The sequence below is a fragment of the Streptomyces sp. NPDC048600 genome, assembly GCF_055587025.1.
Map to the genome: position 1 here is coordinate 458,061 of NZ_JBVJGZ010000001.1, position 15,215 is coordinate 473,275.

Sequence of the window (15,215 nt, forward strand, 5' to 3'; positions counted from 1 at the left end):
TGAAAGGAAACCCCATGGCTCTGCGGTTCGGTGCCGACGTGTGCACGGCCACCACCGACTACGGAACCGTCCTCCTCGACCAACGCAGCGGCGAATACTGGGAGTTGAACCCGACCGCGACCCTCGTCATCAGCACCCTCATGACCGGCGCGAACGAGGACGAGGCCGCCACGGCGCTGATGCGTGAGTACGACGTGGCCGAGGCACAGGCACGGGACGACGTCACCGCCCTGATCGCGGAGCTGCGGGCGAGCGGACTGGCCGCATGACCACGCCGAGCGCCATCGAACGACCGCACGACGTGCCCTTCCGGCACCGCGTGGCCGCGCGCGCCGTGCTGCTGCCCGCGGTGCTCCTGTCCCTGCTGCCGCCCCGCCGCCTCCGTACCGTCCTGAAGGTGCTGCGCCGCGGCGCGGCGCCCGCCGACGAGGTGCGCGCCAGGCAGGCACGGGACGCGATGTGCGCGGTGAGCCTTCGCTGCGCCGGCCCCAAGGGCTGCCTGCCCCGCTCCCTCGGCGCCGCTCTGGTGTGCCGACTGGGCGGTACCTGGCCCACGTGGTGCACGGGCGTCCGGGTCGTCGCCCCGTTCACCGCCCATGCCTGGATCGAGGTGGCCGGGCATCCGGTCGACGAGGGGGTTCCCGACGACTACTTCGCCCGCCTGATCGTCGTGGCGCCCGTGCCCGGAGCCGGCCGACGGTGACGGAGCACCTCAAGGACGGCACGCGGGAGGACCGTTCGGCGCGTGCCGCCCTCGCAGCGGTCTACGGCCTCACGGCGGGGCACCGCACCGCCATCGTCGCGGCGACGGTGCTCACCCTCGCGGCCTCCGCGCTGGGGCTCGCCCAGCCACTCGTCGCGAAGCAGGTGGTGGACGCGAGCATCGCCGACGGACCGATCGGGCTCTCCCTCCTGCTGCTGGGCGCCCTGTTCGCCGTCGAGGCCGGCACCGGAGCCTTCGGCCGTTTCCTGCTGGAGCGCACGGGCGAGGGCGTCGTACGGAATCTGCGCCACAGCCTGGTGAACAGGCTGCTGAGGCTGGAGATGCGGGAGTACGAGCGACACCGCGGCGGGGACCTGATCGCCCGGGTGACCGCCGACACCACGCTGCTCAGGGAGGTCGTCTCCCAGGCGCTGGTGGATCTGGTCACCGGTGCTCTGGCCGCCGCCGCGGCGCTGGCACTGATGGCGTGGATCGACCCGCTGCTCCTGCTCGTCGTCACCCTCACCGTCGTGGCCGCCGCCGCCGTGGTCGCCTCGCTGCTCGCGCGCATCCGCACCGCCTCCGAGACGATGCAGGGCGCCGTCGGAGCCGTCGCCGCCGACCTGGAACGCGCGCTCGGCGCGGTCGCCATGGTCCGCGTGCACCGCGCCGAGGACCGCGAGGCGGCACGCATCGGCGCCCGCGTGGACGAGGCCCGCGACGCCGGGGTCCGCACCGCGAAGTACGCCGCCGTCATGAGCACCGCCGTCGAACTCGCCGTACAGGGCTCCTTCCTGCTGGTCCTGGTCATCGGCGGGCTGCGTGTGGGCGACGGACGGGAGCAGTCCCTCGGCGACCTGGTCGCCTTCCTCCTCTACGCCTCCTACCTGGTCCTGCCGCTGTCCTCCGTCTTCCGCGCGGTCGGCCTCATCCAACGCGGCATGGGCGCGCAGAACCGCGTCGAGGAGGCTCTCGCGCTGCCGGTGGAACCCCTGCCCGACCCCATCCCGCCCGACCAAGGGCGCGGCAATCACGGCGACCGCGGCGACGAACCGGCCTTGCGCCTGGACGACGTCCACTTCTCCTACCGCTCCGGGCGCCCGGTCCTGGACGGAGTCACCTTCGGCGTGCCACCACGCGGCCAGGTGGCCCTGGTCGGACCGTCCGGGGCGGGCAAAAGCACGATCTTCGCGCTGATCGCCCGCTTCCACGAACCCGACGCCGGCTCGCTGTACTTCGGCGGACGGCCGGCCGCCACGCTGGACCGCCGAAGCTGCCGCGAACGCATCGCCGTGGTCGACCAGAACAACTACGTCGTCCACGGCACCCTGCACGACAACATCACCTACGGCGCACCGGACGCGACGGACGAGGACCTGCGACGCGTCCTCCGTCTGACCCGGCTGCACAGCGTGGTCGAGCGCCTGCCCGGCGGTCTGCACGGATCGGTCGGCGAGCACGGATCGGGACTGTCGGGCGGGGAGCGCCAGCGCATCGCCCTGGCCCGCGCTCTGCTGACCCGGCCGGCCCTCCTCCTGCTCGACGAACCGACCTCCCATCTGGACGCCGCCAACGAGGCCGCACTCAGCGCGGCCCTGCGGGAGATCAGCCGGGAGTGCGCCGTGCTGGTCATCGCCCACCGGCTCTCCACCGTCCAGCACGCCGACCACATCATCGTCCTGGACGACGGCCGGGTCTCCGCCCGCGGCCGGCACGAGGAACTCCTGACGACCAGCACCCTCTATCGCGCCCTGGCCGCAGGCCAGACACTGCGAACAGCCGCCGCCCCCGACGACACGGAGGCCCCGCCACCCCGCCAGGAGCCCGTCACACGCTGACCTCCTTCGTCGCACCCGGGCGGGTGCCCGCGCGGAGTCCGGGGCGGTGCAGAGCGCGCCGCTGCCTATGCGCCGGGGCGGTCCGCGCGGCGGCGGTGACCCGGCAGGAGCTCCTGCACCTTGGTCTTGAAGCCCTGGCGGACCACCGCGCGGTCACTGTCGCCCTTGAGGGTCGACGAGGTCGGCCGGATAGACGTCCTGGTCGACAACGCGGCCTGTCAGACGTCCCAGCCGACAGGCATCCGGAGCATCTCGACCGAGCAGTTCGACCGGGTCGTGCGCGCGAACCTCTACGGCATGTTCTGGCTGTGCAGGGAGGCTCTACCGCACATACCCGCCGGTGGCTCGATCATCAACACCATCTCGGTGCAGACGTACAAGCCCAGTCCGCATCTCCTCGACTACGCGACCACGAAGGATGCCCCCGCAGCCGGGGTGCCGCCGCGACCGCTTCCCTCGAGAGCCCCCTCGTCAGGTGTGGACGCGGCTGTTGGCGCCGTCGTGGCCGTCGGCCTGGTCGTCGTCGAACCAGTGGCCGCCGGACGCCAGGTAGCGGAAGGCGTGGCTGCTGCCCACGGGGAGGACGACCTTGGCGGCGCGGGTGCCGTCACCACGGGCCTGCAGCGGGTGGGCGGCCGGGTTCCAGTGGTTGAAGTCCCCCACCACGCTGACCGGCCCGGCCGGGCTGTCGGCCGGCAGGACGAAGGTGACCTGCGTACGGCCCTTGACCTTTTTGCGTTCGAGCACCGAGGACTCCCGTAGACGAAGCGAGACTGAGACCCACGCATCCTCGCCCGGCCGTTCTGGCCACCACCCCGTACACGCCGTCCGGCCCGCCGACAGTCACCCGGCCGGTGGCGGACGCCCGGCTACCGCTGGGGGTCGGGATGCCACTCGGCCATCACGATCGTGGCGTCGTCGAGCAGTTTGTGCTGCTGGTGGCGCATGAGTTGCTGCAGAAGGCGGCGCAGGGCTTCGGGGGCGGGTTCGCCGGCCGCCGTGGCGCGGATGACGGTGTCGGCGAGGCGCTGTTCGCCGAAGAGGTCGCCTTCGGGCGAGCGGGCTTCGGTGACGCCGTCGCTGTACAGCAGGATGCGGTCGCCGGGCTGGAGGCGGGCGCGGTGTGTGGTGGGGGGCGTGCTGCTGTGGAAGTTCCAGCCCAGGGGCAGGTCGGGGGCCCGTTCGAGGATGCGCAGGATCTGCCCGTCCCGCAGCAGCAGGGGCGGGGGGTGGGCGCAGTTGACCCAGGTGAGGGTGCCGTCGGTGACGTCGAGGTCGGCGATGATCGCGGTCATGAGCCGGTCGGTGAACCACTGGTCCAGGATCTCGTCGATGTCGGTGACGATGTCGGTGAGCCGGCCGCCGGAGCGGCGGGCGGCGCGGCAGGCCGCCAGCCCGGCCGCGCTGGCTCCGCCGGAGGCGAGGTCGTGGCCCATGGCGTCCAGGAGCGTGAGATGCAGACCCCTGTCGGTGAAGCTGTGGTCGAAGGCGTCGCCGCCGACGTTGTAGGCCGGCTCCAGCACGGCGGTCGAGGTGACCTGGGCGGTGCCGATGGTGCGCGGCGGAAGGAACGCCCACAGCAGCTCGGCCTGGACCGTCATCGGCCGCCGTCGCTCCGCTTCGACCAGCAGGTCGCTGTGGGAGGACTTGGACACGAGCAGCAGCGCGGTCACCCCCGCGAGAGCCTCGCAGGCGGCGACGGACAGCTCGGGGGCCTCGGCCTTGAGCACGCCCAGGCGCTCGACGCCGTCGACCATGGGGATCCACGCCGTGGTGCCGTCCTGCGTCAGGTAAGTGCGCTCCATCCGGTAGGCCAGTCCGGCCAGGGACGTGTCGATCTCCAGGCTGGGTTCCGCGGCGGGCACTGGCTGTGGCAGTGCGATGAGCTGCGTCTGCTGGAGGTCGGTGACGTACACACCGGTACCCGTCAGGCCCATGCTCCGGCCGGTGTCGAAGACGAGCCCGGCAAGTTCACGGCCGGAGATCAACTGCGAGCGGGCCACCAGATCGGCCAGGAAGCTGTAGTCCGCTGCCATGCCAGGGCCTCCCTTCGCGGCGGAGCGGGGTACCGGCAGCGCACGCCCATGCCGACCGGCCCCCTGTGCCCGTACCGGGTGCCCACGATCTCCGGCGTACTACCGCTCCGGGCCGTACCACGAGCGCGACCCTTCCGTCTCGCTCATCGGCAGCGACTCGAAAACAACCGGGCCGGGGTGGAAGACGGCATGCCCGGACCGAACATGTCCGCACCGCTCAGGTAGCGGTACAGCCATTCAGCGAACGGCATCGCGTACGCGAAGAAGTCCTGCTCATCGCCGTCGCACGCCAAAATGGTCCAGTCGTCCCCATTCACGGGGGCAACACCGAGGACATACTCACCGCGATCGCTGCTGATCAGCGGGATGAGGCCACCGGGACCGCCGAAGGCCGGACCGTCAGGGGAGCCGGGACACTCTGCTTCACCGAGGTCGCTCTCCGAGAACTGTTCAACGGTCCTCGAGATCCACGTCGCGAGGTTCCATCGAGCTGTCGCGGGGTGATGCACAGTCAGGTGCGGACCCGCACGTCCAGCACCATCGTCATCGGCCACGGCGACTCTCTCGACACGTGAGCGTCGCATGCCCTACCTCGCCGGTAAACCTCACTCGGCAGAGATCGGCTCCGGATGCAGTCCCGCCTCCCCCACCACGCGGATGCCCGTCTTGTCCCCCGGCCGGGCCGACACAGGGCCCGCGACGCGGACGCCGACCGGGGTGTCGTGGCCCTCGACTGCGACGGTGACCATGGCGTCGTGGCCATAGTAGCAGATGTCGGTGACCGTGCCGCACACGGTGTCTTCGGCGTCCGCGTCGGCCAGGCGCAGTTGTTCCGGGCGGAGGAGCACCGTGCCGGTGCGCAGGCCGTTGGGCGGGGGTGTGACGGGTACGGGGCCGAGGGCGGTGCGGGCGGTGCCGTCGCTGTCGACGGTGGCGGGGAGCAGGACGGCGTCGCCGACGAAGTCGGCGATCCAGGGGGTGGCGGGGCGGCTGTAGAGGTCCTGGGGGGTGTCGCACTGGGCGACCCGGCCGTTGCGGACGACGGCGACGAGGTCGGCGGTGGACAGGGCTTCCTGCTGGTCGTGCGTGACGAGCAGTGCGGTGGCGCCGGTTGCGCTCAGGGCAGCGCGTACGTCTGCGCGTACTCCTGTGCGCAGCGCGCTGTCGAGGGCGTTGAACGGCTCGTCGAGGAGCACGAGTTGGGGGCGGGGGGCCAGCGCGCGGGCGAGGGCGACGCGTTGTTGCTGTCCGCCGGAGAGTTCGTGGGGCATGCGGTCGCCGTAGCCGGCGAGGCCGACCAGGTCGAGCATCTCCCCGGTACGGCGGCGTCGTTCGGTCCGGTCGGTGCGGGTGAGCCCGAACGCGACGTTGCGGGCGACGCTGAGGTGGGGGAAGAGGGCGCCTTCCTGGGGCACGATGCCGATGCGGCGGCGTTCGGGCGGCAGGTGGACTCCGGGGCCGACGAGGAGCTGGTCGCCGAGGCGGACCGTGCCGGCGTCGGCGCGCAGGAATCCGGCGACGATCCGCAGCATGGTGGTCTTGCCGCAGCCGGAGGGGCCGAGCACGGCGGCCAGCGCCCCTGCCGGGACGGTGAGTTCCAGGTCCCGCAGGACCGGTTCGCCGGTTCCGTAGGACTTGGTGAGTCCTTGGATGTGCAGTTCGTTCACTTCCGGTGCCTGCCCAGGAGGTAGGAGGGAATGGCGGCCAGCAGGATCAGGGCGGCGGCGTAGGGAGCGGCGGCCGCGAAGGATCCGGCGCCGGTCTCGGTCCAGAGCCGGGTGGCGAGGGTGTCCATGCCGGTGGGGCGCAGCAGGAGGGTCGCGGGGAGTTCCTTCATGCAGACCACGAAGGTGAGGGCGGCCCCGGCGGCCACGCCGGGCGCGGCGAGTGGCATGGTCACCTCGCGCAGTACCTGCCACGGGCGGCGGCCGAGGGAGCGGGCCACGTCCTCCAGGACGGGTGGTGCCTGGAGGACGGCGGCGCGGGTCGCGGCCACGGCGACGGGCAGGAAGAGGACGGCGTACGCGCAGACCAGCAGCGGGAGTTGCTGGTAGAGCGGGTAGGCGTAGCGCACGGCGAAGAAGACGAGGGCGAGGGCGACGGTGATGCCGGGCAGGGCGTGGCCGGCGTAGGCCGCCTGTTCCAGCAGCTGTGCTCCGCGGCCCTTGTACCGGGCGGCGATCACTCCGACGGGGAGCGCCAGAGCCGTGGTGAGGGCGGCGCCCGCGGCGGCGACTCCGAAGGTGGCCCAGGCGGTCTCCGCGAGGCCGCCGAGGTCCCAGGTCGCCGAGCTGCCGACGGTGAGCCAGTAGCCGAGGGTGCCCAGCGGGAAGGCGACGGCGACGGCTGTGACCGCCGCGCACCACAGCAGGGCGAGGGGCCGCCAGCGGCCGAGGGCGAGCCGGGAGGGCGGCCGGGCGGTGCCGGTTCCGGTCCTGGCGTGGCCGGCGCGGCCGCGGGTGCGGGCTTCGGCGGCGACGAGGGCGACCGTCATGACCACGAGGACGACGCTCAGGGCGGCGGCGGGGGTGCGGTCGAAGGAGGCCCGGTAGGAGGTGTGGATGGCCCGGGTGAAGGTGTCGTAGCGCATCAGGGAGACCGCGCCGAAGTCGGAGAGCACGTACAGCGCGACGAGGAGTGCGCCGCCCGCGGCCGCCGGCCGCAGTTGCGGGAGCGTGACGCGGAGGAAGGTCCGCAGGGGGCCGTGGCCGAGGGAGCGGGCGGCTTCCTCCTGGCCGGGGTCGATGCCGCGCAGTGCGGCGGCGACCGGCAGGTGGACGTAGGGGAAGCTGACGAGGGTGAGGGCGAGTGCCGCGCCGCCGAACCCGGCGAGGCCCGGCTCGGCCGAGAGCCAGGCGAACGCGGCGACGTAGCTCGGGACGGCGAGCGGCAGTGTGGCCAGTACCGACCAGGCGCGGGCGCCGGGCAGTTGGGTGCGCACGGTCAGCCAGGCCAGTGATACGCCCAGTACCAGGCAGGCGGTGACCACCACGGCGGTCAGTCCGAGGCTGCGGCCGAGAAGGTCGAGTGTGCGCTCGTCGGCGATGACGTCCCAGGCGAAGGCCGGGCCGCGTTCCAGGGCGCGGACGCCGAGGTAGCCGAGCGGCAGCAGGGCGAAGAGGGCCGCGACGCAGGCGGGGACGAGCAGGACCAGGGGCGGCCTGGTCCTGCCCTGCGCGCCGAACGAACGCAGCACCGCGCGCGCGGACCGGCCCCCGCGCCCGGGCGGGGCGGGGGCCGCGGTCCGGCGTGACGTGGTGGGTGAGGTGGGCACGGTGGGGTCAGACCAGCCCGACGTCCTGGAGCATGGCCAGCGTCTCCTGGAGCGATTCGAGCTTGCCGAGGTCGATGTCGGGTGATTCGAGCGAGTCGAACGGCGGCAGGCCCTCCACCTTGCTGGTGACGCCCGCGGCCAGCGGGTACTCCTTCGTGGTGTCGGCGAAGTAGGTCTGCGCCTCCTGCGACAGCAGGAAGTCCACCGCCTTCTGGGCGGTCGCGTTCTGTCCGCTGTCCTTGAGGATGCCCGCGCCGGCGACGTTGATCAGCGCGCCGGGGTCCTGGCCCGGCAGGAAGTGCAGCCGGGAGTTGACCTTGTCCTCGCCCTTCTCGGCCACTCGCTCGTACCAGTAGTAGTGGTTGACCAGGCCGAGGGAGACCTCGCCGGCCTCGACGGCGTCCAGGGTGGCGAGGTTGTGGGCGTACGTCTTGGCGCCGTTCGCCTTGAGGTCCTCGAGCCACTTGCGGGCGACGTCGTCGCCCTTGAGGACCCGCATACCGGTCACGAAGGCCTGGAAGGAGGCGTTGGTGGGCGCGAAGCCGACCTTGCCCTTCCACTCCGGCTTCACGACGTCGAAGACGCTGTCGGGGGCCTTGTCCTCGGTGACCTGGTCGGGGTTGTAGGCGATCACGCGGACGCGTCCGGAGAGGCCGACCCAGTCGCCGCCGGAGCCGCGGTACGCCTCGTCGACCTTGCCGAGCGTGGCGGAGGGCAGCTTCTGGAGCATGCCCTCCCGGGACAGGGCGCCGAGCGCGCCGGCGTCCTGGGAGAAGAAGATCCCGGCCTTGGTGCGGTCGCCCTCCTCCAGGATCTGCGCGGCGAGTTCGGCGCTCTCGCCGTAGCGGACCTCGACCTTGGTGCCTACGGCCTTCTCCAGCTTGTCGAGGATCGGCTTGACCAGCTTCTCGTTACGGCCGGAGTAGATGACGAGAGCGTCGCCGCCCTCGCCCCCGCTGCCCTTGTCGTCCGCGCCGCACGCGGCGAGAGCGGGGAGCAGCAGACCTGCCGCGAACAGCGCGGTGATCCGGCGGACCGAGGGGCGTCGCATGGTGTGTGCCTTCCTACGAGGCTCGCGGCGAAGCGATCCTGTGAGGTTTCTGTGGCTTGTTTCTGACCATGCTATGAATAAGGTAAAGCTTACCTAATCGTCAAGGGCTCTGAGTCCGCAGCGGACGTAACCGTGGAAAGGGCGCCCCGTGATCCACCTCTCAGGATCCCTCCCGGCACCTGCCGCCCCCTACACACCATCCGCAACATGGCCGAAAACAGTTCCCTTCGCACGCCGTCTCGCGGCCCATGGCGACCGGCTCGCGCTCCTCACGCCGGACGGGGAACTGTCCTACCGCGATCTGGCCGAACGGGTGACGGCCACCGCCGAGCGCCTCGGACCGGTACCACGGCTGGTGCTGCTGGCCGGCGCCAACCGCACCGACGCGCTCGTCACGTACCTCGCCGCCCTGTCGGCCGGCCACCCCGTCCTGCTCGTACCCGGCGACAACGACACCACGATCGACTCACTGACCCAGGCGTACGCCCCCGATGTCGTGGCCCGTCCCGGCGCCGACGGAACCTGGACACTCGACGAACGGCACCCCGAGAGCGCCCACACCCTCCACCCCGACCTGGCCCTGCTGCTGAGTACCTCCGGTTCGACGGGCTCGCCCAAACTGGTCCGGCTCTCCCACGACAACCTCCAGGCCAACGCCGAGTCCATCGCCACCTACCTCGGCATCGACGACACCGACCGCGCGGCCACCACGCTGCCCATGCACTACTGCTACGGCCTGTCCGTCCTCCACAGCCATCTGCTGCGCGGAGCCGGGCTGATCCTCACCGAGCGGTCGGTGTCCGACGCCGCCTTCTGGGACGAGTTCCGCGCCGCACGCGGCACCTCCCTCGCCGGCGTGCCGTACACCTTCGACCTGCTCGACCGGGCCGGCTTCGAGCACATGCCGCTGCCGCATCTGCGCCGCGTCACCCAGGCCGGGGGACGGCTCGCGCCCGAACGCGTCACCCGCTACGCCGAACTGGGCCGACGCTCCGGCTGGGAACTGTTCGTGATGTACGGCCAGACCGAGGCCACGGCCCGTATGGCCTACCTCCCGCCGCACCTCGCCGCCGAACGCCCCGAGACCATCGGCGTACCGATACCCGGAGGATCCTTCCGGCTCCAACCGGTCGACGGCCACGGTCCGGACGTCGGTGAACTCGTCTACTCGGGGCCGAACGTCATGCTCGGCTACGCCGACAGCCCGGCCGCCCTCGCCCTCGGCCGGACCGTGCGGGAACTGCACACCGGAGACCTCGCCCGGCACACGCCCGACGGGCTCTACGAGATCGTGGGCCGCCGCAGCCGCTTCGCGAAGATCCTCGGACTGCGCGTCGACCCGCAGCAGGTCGAGACACTGCTGAAGAACCACCAGGTCACCGCGTACTGCACGGGCGACGGAGAAGCGCTGGCGGTGGCCGCCCTCGCCGAGGACGGCGACGCGACCCGGATCCGGCGGCTGATCGCGCGGCAGTGCGGCCTGCCGGCCCGCGCGATCCGTGTCGCTGTCCTGCCCGAACTCCCCCGTCTGGCCACGGGAAAGCCCGACTACGAAGCAGTACGACGACTGCCCCGGCCCGAGCCGGAGGCACCGGAGGAATCCGGCACGGACGAGGACCTCGGCCGTCTCTTCGCGGAGATCCTCGACCGCCCCGACGCCACCGAGGACAGCACCTTCGTCAGCCTGGGCGGCGACTCACTGTGCTACGTCGAAATGTCCCTGCGCCTGGAAGAGACCCTCGGCCACCTGCCCACCGACTGGCACACCAGGACCATCCGTGAACTGCGGACCCTGGCGGCACCCCGGACGCGAAGACCGCACGGGCAAGGCGGACACGACGAGCCGCAGACTCGACAGGCCGGGCGGACCACAGGGCCGCTGCAAGCGCTGCGCCGCTGGACGAGCCCTCAGGCCTGGCGGACCCGCCGCACCCTGGAGACCGGCATCGCCCTGCGCGCGGTCGGCATCGTCCTGATCGTCGGCTCCCACATCCAGCTCTTCAGCGTCAAGGGCTTCGCCCACATCCTCATCGGCGTCGCCGGCTACAACTTCGCCCGCTTCCAGCTCAACGACACCGCGCGTCGGGAACGGGTCCGGCATCTGTGGCGCAGCATCGCCCGCATCGCGGTACCGAGCATGGTGTGGATCACCGGGGCCGTGGTCCTCACCGACTTCTACGACCCGGCCAACGCCGTCCTCCTCAACAGCCTGCTCTCCCAGGGCAACGACCGCTTCGACTGGGCCTACTGGTTCGTGGAGGCACTGGTCTACTATCTCGTCGCCCTCGCCGCCCTCCTGGCCGTACCGCGGCTGGACCGGCTGGAGCGGCGGTACGCGTTCGGAGTGCCGCTGGCCCTCATGGGCCTGGCCCTGGTCGGCCGCTACGACCTGGTCGGGCTGGCATCCGCCCGCCCCCAGCTGAGCCCCTCGGTCGTCTTCTGGCTGTTCGCCCTGGGATGGGCGGCCGCGAGAGCCGACACCGTACGCCAACGTGCCCTGCTCACAGCCGTGCTGGTGCTCACCGTCCCCGGCCTGTTCCAGGACCAGCCCCTGCGCACGGCGCTCGTCGTCGCCGGGCTCGGGCTGCTGATCTGGGTGCCGACCCTGCCCAGCGTCGGCCCTCTCAGCACCCTCGCCGGTGTCCTGGCGAGCAGTTCCCTCTTCATCTACCTGACGCACTACCAGGTCTACCCCTATCTTCAGGACAGTTTCCCCCTCACCGCCCTGTTCGCCTCCCTCGCGCTCGGCGTCGGCTACGCGGCCGTCGTGACCCGCGCGACACGCAGACTCCGGCGGGCGATATAGGGACGAGGCACTCCGTCACGGGTGCTGAGCGGGAAGCAGACTCGCGAGTTCGGGCGCGAGACGCCGGATCTCCGCCAGATCCTCGTGGTCGGCCGCCACGCGCAGTTTCCTCAGGTAGGTGTCCACGGCTGCGGCGTCGGGAGCCTCGTGCCGCAGCCGCTCCCACACGAGCTCCAGTGCGGTCACGTCACCGGCGACGGCGCCTTCGTCACCGGCGTTCGTGTCGATGCCCAACTGCCGTGTCCAGAGGGCGAGCCGGTCCCTGTCGACCGTCGGCACGGACTGGTAGCGGAGCCGTAGATCCGTCACGTCCTGGGCGACGCGCAGAGCGGGACCCACCGCCCGCGCCCCCGTCCCGGCCCTCTCCAGAGCGACGAGGTCCCGTTCCGTCTGGCGCTCCAGCAACTCGGCAACGGTGTCCGAGGCCCGGTAGGCGTCCCACGCGGCACGGACCTCACGGACGGTGGCCTTCCCGGGCGACTCGTGCGCCGCGACGGCCGCACGCTCCAGGGCGGTCAGCCGGTCCGGCAGCGGCCCGGGCTTGGTGTCGGTGGGCACCGCGAGAGCGACCGCCTCCAGGTCTCCGCCCTCGGCGCCGGTCGAGAACTCCCCGTACCCCGGCGCGAACACCTTGTCCTCGGTCGACCCGTCCATGTGCAGTTCGCGGACGGTGATCGCGCCGTCGACCTCGCCGTAGGGGCCGTCGACCGGCTGGTCCACGGCTCGTACGGTGACCTCCTCGAACACCTTCCCCGGGAGGTTCTCGGGGCGGTAGACGTCGCCCTTCTCGGGAGCCGCGGGCATGATCATCGCCGGTGGCGCGTCGTCGCGGCCCGCCTGCCAGGTGCCCTCCATGTCGGCGACGACGCCGCTCTCGTAGTTGAAGACGTCCTCGCCGAAGTACCAGACGGACCCGTCGTCGGCCTGGGCGTACCAGTCGAGGGCCACCTCCTGGATCCGGCCGTCGGAGAACGCCGCGTACTGACTGACCAGCGTCTCGACGGAGCGGCCGTCGTACGCGATCTTCTTCGTGCCCGGCAGCAGGCTGACCTCGGTCCGGAACGGCTTGTCGTCCACCTGTCCTCCCATGACGACCTGTTTCACCTCACTGGTGGGGTGGAGAGGGTTGGTGATCCGGGTGGGTTGCGTGAAGCTCGGCTCCGCGAGGTCGACCCGGTCCTCGGCCGGGGCGAGGGGCAGGCACGCGTCTCCCGTGCGGCCGGTGTCCTCGTCGACGACCCGCACGCATTCGCCTCGCCCGGCCCCGCCTTCCGCGGTGTCGGCGGCTTGCGAGCACGCGCCGGCGAGGAGCGCGGCGGCGGACACGCACGCTCCGGTCAGCAGGAGGTGGCGGTCGGTGTCCATGGGTGCCTCCTTGGGATGTGGCCTGCGACGAGCGTCCCACCGACACTCTGAACAGGCGCTGAACGCACCTGAACGCGGCGTCAGGCGGTCCGGGCGGAGGAATTCAGTGCGGATCGTGGTGGCTGGTGCCGCGCGCCGAGCCGTTCAAGGGCCGGCCGGCAAGATCAGCGTGAAGCGTGCACCGCCCAGCTCCGGCGCCGTCCCCACCGTCACCGTGCCCTCGTGCGCCGCCACCAGCTCCGCCACGATCGCGAGCCCCAGGCCGGCCCCGCCCGCTCCCCTCGCGCGGGCCTCGTCCAGCCGAACGAAACGGTCGAAGACCCGGGTCCGCTCGCCCTCCGGCACCCCGGGACCGTCGTCGTCCACGTCGAGCCGTACGGTGCCGCCGGCCGTGCCGAGGGTCAGGGCGACGTGGGAGCGGGCGTGCCGGGCGGCGTTCTCACCGAGGTTGCGCACCACCCGGCGCAGGGCGTCCTCGTCGCCCAGCACCCGCCCGGCGGAGACCCCCGTGCTGTCGACACGCGGACCGTCCTGCCGCTCGCGCTGCCGCCGGGCCTCCTCGAAGACCAGATCGTCCAGGTCGACGGGGCGCCGCGACAGCCTGATCGCGTCCTCGTCGGCTCGGGCGAGGAGAAGGAGATCGTCGACGAGACGCTGCATGCGCACTGCCTCGTCGAGCACCGTGCCGGCCAGTGCCGTGGCATCGGCGCGCCCCGGATGGGCGAGGGCGACCTCGGCGGACTGCCGGACCGTGGCGACGGGCGACCGCAGTTCGTGGGAGGCGTCGGAGACGAAGCGCCGCTGCGCGGCCTCGGCGCGGGCGACCCTCCGCAGTGTCCGGCCCACCGCAACCCAGGTCGAGGCGGCCGCCAGGACCAGCAGGACCGGCAGGCCGACGAGCAGCATCCGGGTGACCGTGGACGTGGCCTCGGCGACCCCGGCGGGCGTACGGCCGTCGAGTACCGTCAGGCTCCGGTCCCCGTCCTGTGCCGTCACGGCCACGACCAGGAAAGGGTCCTCGTCGAGCGGGGTGTCGACCTGGGTACTGCCGCCGTGCCCCAGCCGGGCCAGGGCCGGCAGTCCCTGGATGTTCGCGCTCGCCGCGACGACCTTCCCCTGCCGGTCGACGACCTGGAGAAACTCCTCGTCCGGGTCGGTGACGGTGACGGCGGGCACCCCCCGGCCCTCCTCGATGACCTGGGCCACCTCCCGGGCACGAGTCCGCGCGGCGTCCCGTACGTCGTTGCTCAGCTCGATCCGCAGCAGGAGCACCAGGACGGTGCCTCCGGCGATCAGCGCGAGGCCGACCGCGAGGACGGCGATCAGCGTGGTCCGTACCCGCACCGCCCACAGGCGCCGCTGCTCATCCGCCATCCGGCACCAGCCGATACCCGTGCCCGCGCACGGTCCGCAACGAGTCTCGCGCGAAGGGGCGGTCGATCTTGTTGCGCAGGCGCCGCACGTACACCTCGACGATGTTCGGGTCGCCTTCGAAGTCGTCGCCCCAGACATGGTCGAGGATGGTCCGCTTGTTCACGGCCTCGCCCGTCCGCCGCATCAGGAACTCCAGCACGGCGAACTCCCGTGCCGTGACCTCGATCTGCCGTCCGGCCCGGGTCACCGTGCGGGCGGCGGGATCCAGCCGCAGATCACCGGCCATGAGAACGGCGGGCCGCTCGTGCGCCTCGCGCCGCAGCAGTGCCCGCAGCCGGGCGAGCAGCACGGCGTACGAGACGGGTTTGGTGAGGTAGTCGTCGGCACCGGTGTCGAGGCCCTCGACCTCGTCCCACTCGCCCTCCTTGGCGGTGAGCATGAGGATCGGCGTCCAGTCGCCCTCACCGCGCAGGGTCCGGCAGACCCGGTAGCCGTTGAGGCGCGGCAGCATGATGTCGAGCAGGATCGCGTCGTACGTGTTCTCACGCGCCATCCACAGGCCGTCCACCCCGTCGAGCGCGACGTCCACGACGAACCCCTCGGCCTCCAGCCCGTCCCTCAGCCCGGCCGCGAACCGCTCCTCGTCCTCGACGACCAGCACCCGCATACGGTCCACGCTACGGAAGCCCTCCTCGGTGGCAAACGCAACCGCTCGCGCACGCGGAGTGACGGAGGCCGGGCCGACGCCGCCCCGGCCACCGGCCTCTC

General features: G+C 71.9%; 13 protein-coding genes and 1 pseudogene. 5 read left to right on the forward strand and 9 right to left on the reverse strand.

The genetic code is table 11. The features are described from left to right. Window positions 1–14: 14 nt before the first annotated feature. The 4 genes and pseudogenes from ACZ6SQ_RS01955 to ACZ6SQ_RS01970 all read left to right on the forward strand — a co-directional run. Window positions 15–269 (forward strand): lasso peptide biosynthesis PqqD family chaperone, encoded by a 255-nt coding sequence (locus tag ACZ6SQ_RS01955; RefSeq protein ID WP_469555639.1) that lies wholly within the window; start codon window positions 15–17, stop codon window positions 267–269. Further along, the gene (locus tag ACZ6SQ_RS01960; RefSeq protein WP_469555642.1) at window positions 266–703 is read left to right on the forward strand and encodes a lasso peptide biosynthesis B2 protein; all 438 of its coding nucleotides are present in this window, start codon (window positions 266–268) and stop codon (window positions 701–703) included. The genes ACZ6SQ_RS01955 and ACZ6SQ_RS01960 overlap by 4 nt, the downstream gene beginning before the upstream one ends. Next, window positions 700–2,541 carry an ABC transporter ATP-binding protein gene (locus ACZ6SQ_RS01965; protein ID WP_469555645.1) on the forward strand — a complete coding sequence of 614 codons (1,842 nt, stop codon included), beginning with the start codon at window positions 700–702 and terminating at the stop codon, window positions 2,539–2,541. The genes ACZ6SQ_RS01960 and ACZ6SQ_RS01965 overlap by 4 nt, the downstream gene beginning before the upstream one ends. A gap of 171 nt (window positions 2,542–2,712) precedes the next feature. After that, a pseudogene (locus ACZ6SQ_RS01970) lies at window positions 2,713–2,964 on the forward strand (SDR family NAD(P)-dependent oxidoreductase); the annotation flags it as partial. 48 nt (window positions 2,965–3,012) lie between these two features. Here the strand turns inward: ACZ6SQ_RS01970 and ACZ6SQ_RS01975 are convergent. The 6 genes from ACZ6SQ_RS01975 to ACZ6SQ_RS02000 form a co-directional block, all read right to left on the reverse strand. Beyond that, window positions 3,013–3,288 (reverse strand): isoamylase early set domain-containing protein, encoded by a 276-nt coding sequence (locus ACZ6SQ_RS01975; RefSeq protein WP_469555647.1) that lies wholly within the window; start codon window positions 3,286–3,288, stop codon window positions 3,013–3,015. Window positions 3,289–3,410: 122 nt separating this feature from the next. Continuing rightward, window positions 3,411–4,577 carry a PP2C family protein-serine/threonine phosphatase gene (locus ACZ6SQ_RS01980; RefSeq protein WP_469555650.1) on the reverse strand — a complete coding sequence of 389 codons (1,167 nt, stop codon included), beginning with the start codon at window positions 4,575–4,577 and terminating at the stop codon, window positions 3,411–3,413. 143 nt (window positions 4,578–4,720) lie between these two features. Further along, window positions 4,721–5,131, reverse strand: a complete 411-nt coding sequence (locus tag ACZ6SQ_RS01985; protein ID WP_469555653.1) for a hypothetical protein — start codon at window positions 5,129–5,131, stop codon at window positions 4,721–4,723. A gap of 51 nt (window positions 5,132–5,182) precedes the next feature. Beyond that, the gene (locus ACZ6SQ_RS01990) at window positions 5,183–6,244 is read right to left on the reverse strand and encodes an ABC transporter ATP-binding protein (RefSeq protein ID WP_469555655.1); all 1,062 of its coding nucleotides are present in this window, start codon (window positions 6,242–6,244) and stop codon (window positions 5,183–5,185) included. After that, on the reverse strand, window positions 6,241–7,851 hold the full coding sequence (locus tag ACZ6SQ_RS01995) for an ABC transporter permease (protein WP_469555657.1): 1,611 nt from the start codon (window positions 7,849–7,851) through the stop codon (window positions 6,241–6,243). The genes ACZ6SQ_RS01990 and ACZ6SQ_RS01995 overlap by 4 nt, the downstream gene beginning before the upstream one ends. A 7-nt stretch (window positions 7,852–7,858) precedes the next feature. Beyond that, on the reverse strand, window positions 7,859–8,902 hold the full coding sequence (locus ACZ6SQ_RS02000) for an iron ABC transporter substrate-binding protein (protein ID WP_469555659.1): 1,044 nt from the start codon (window positions 8,900–8,902) through the stop codon (window positions 7,859–7,861). 148 nt (window positions 8,903–9,050) lie between these two features. On the opposite strand from ACZ6SQ_RS02000, the gene ACZ6SQ_RS02005 reads away from it, so the two are divergent. Continuing rightward, window positions 9,051–11,708 (forward strand): AMP-binding protein, encoded by a 2,658-nt coding sequence (locus tag ACZ6SQ_RS02005; protein ID WP_469555662.1) that lies wholly within the window; start codon window positions 9,051–9,053, stop codon window positions 11,706–11,708. A gap of 15 nt (window positions 11,709–11,723) precedes the next feature. Here the strand turns inward: ACZ6SQ_RS02005 and ACZ6SQ_RS02010 are convergent, their stop codons facing one another. From ACZ6SQ_RS02010 to ACZ6SQ_RS02020, 3 genes are all read right to left on the reverse strand, one after another. Continuing rightward, complete coding sequence (locus ACZ6SQ_RS02010) at window positions 11,724–13,073, reverse strand: hypothetical protein (RefSeq protein WP_469555663.1); 1,350 nt, start codon at window positions 13,071–13,073, stop codon at window positions 11,724–11,726. Between the two features lie 144 nt (window positions 13,074–13,217). After that, entirely contained in the window at window positions 13,218–14,447 is a 1,230-nt protein-coding gene (locus ACZ6SQ_RS02015; protein ID WP_469555665.1) for a sensor histidine kinase, read from the reverse strand. Further along, the gene (locus ACZ6SQ_RS02020; protein WP_386376916.1) at window positions 14,437–15,114 is read right to left on the reverse strand and encodes a response regulator transcription factor; all 678 of its coding nucleotides are present in this window, start codon (window positions 15,112–15,114) and stop codon (window positions 14,437–14,439) included. The genes ACZ6SQ_RS02015 and ACZ6SQ_RS02020 overlap by 11 nt, the downstream gene beginning before the upstream one ends. Window positions 15,115–15,215: the final 101 nt, after the last annotated feature.

Bases quoted from the DNA above. Each gene is read 5' to 3' on its own strand.
- ACZ6SQ_RS01955 (WP_469555639.1), top strand. From the start codon at position 15: ATGGCTCTGCGGTTCGGTGCCGACGTGTGCACGGCCACCACCGACTAC.
- ACZ6SQ_RS01960 (WP_469555642.1), top strand. From the start codon at position 266: ATGACCACGCCGAGCGCCATCGAACGACCGCACGACGTGCCCTTCCGG.
- ACZ6SQ_RS01980 (WP_469555650.1), bottom strand. From the start codon at position 4,577: ATGGCAGCGGACTACAGCTTCCTGGCCGATCTGGTGGCCCGCTCGCAG.
- ACZ6SQ_RS02000 (WP_469555659.1), bottom strand. From the start codon at position 8,902: ATGCGACGCCCCTCGGTCCGCCGGATCACCGCGCTGTTCGCGGCAGGT.
- ACZ6SQ_RS02010 (WP_469555663.1), bottom strand. From the start codon at position 13,073: ATGGACACCGACCGCCACCTCCTGCTGACCGGAGCGTGCGTGTCCGCC.
- ACZ6SQ_RS02015 (WP_469555665.1), bottom strand. From the start codon at position 14,447: ATGGCGGATGAGCAGCGGCGCCTGTGGGCGGTGCGGGTACGGACCACG.
- ACZ6SQ_RS02020 (WP_386376916.1), bottom strand. From the start codon at position 15,114: ATGCGGGTGCTGGTCGTCGAGGACGAGGAGCGGTTCGCGGCCGGGCTG.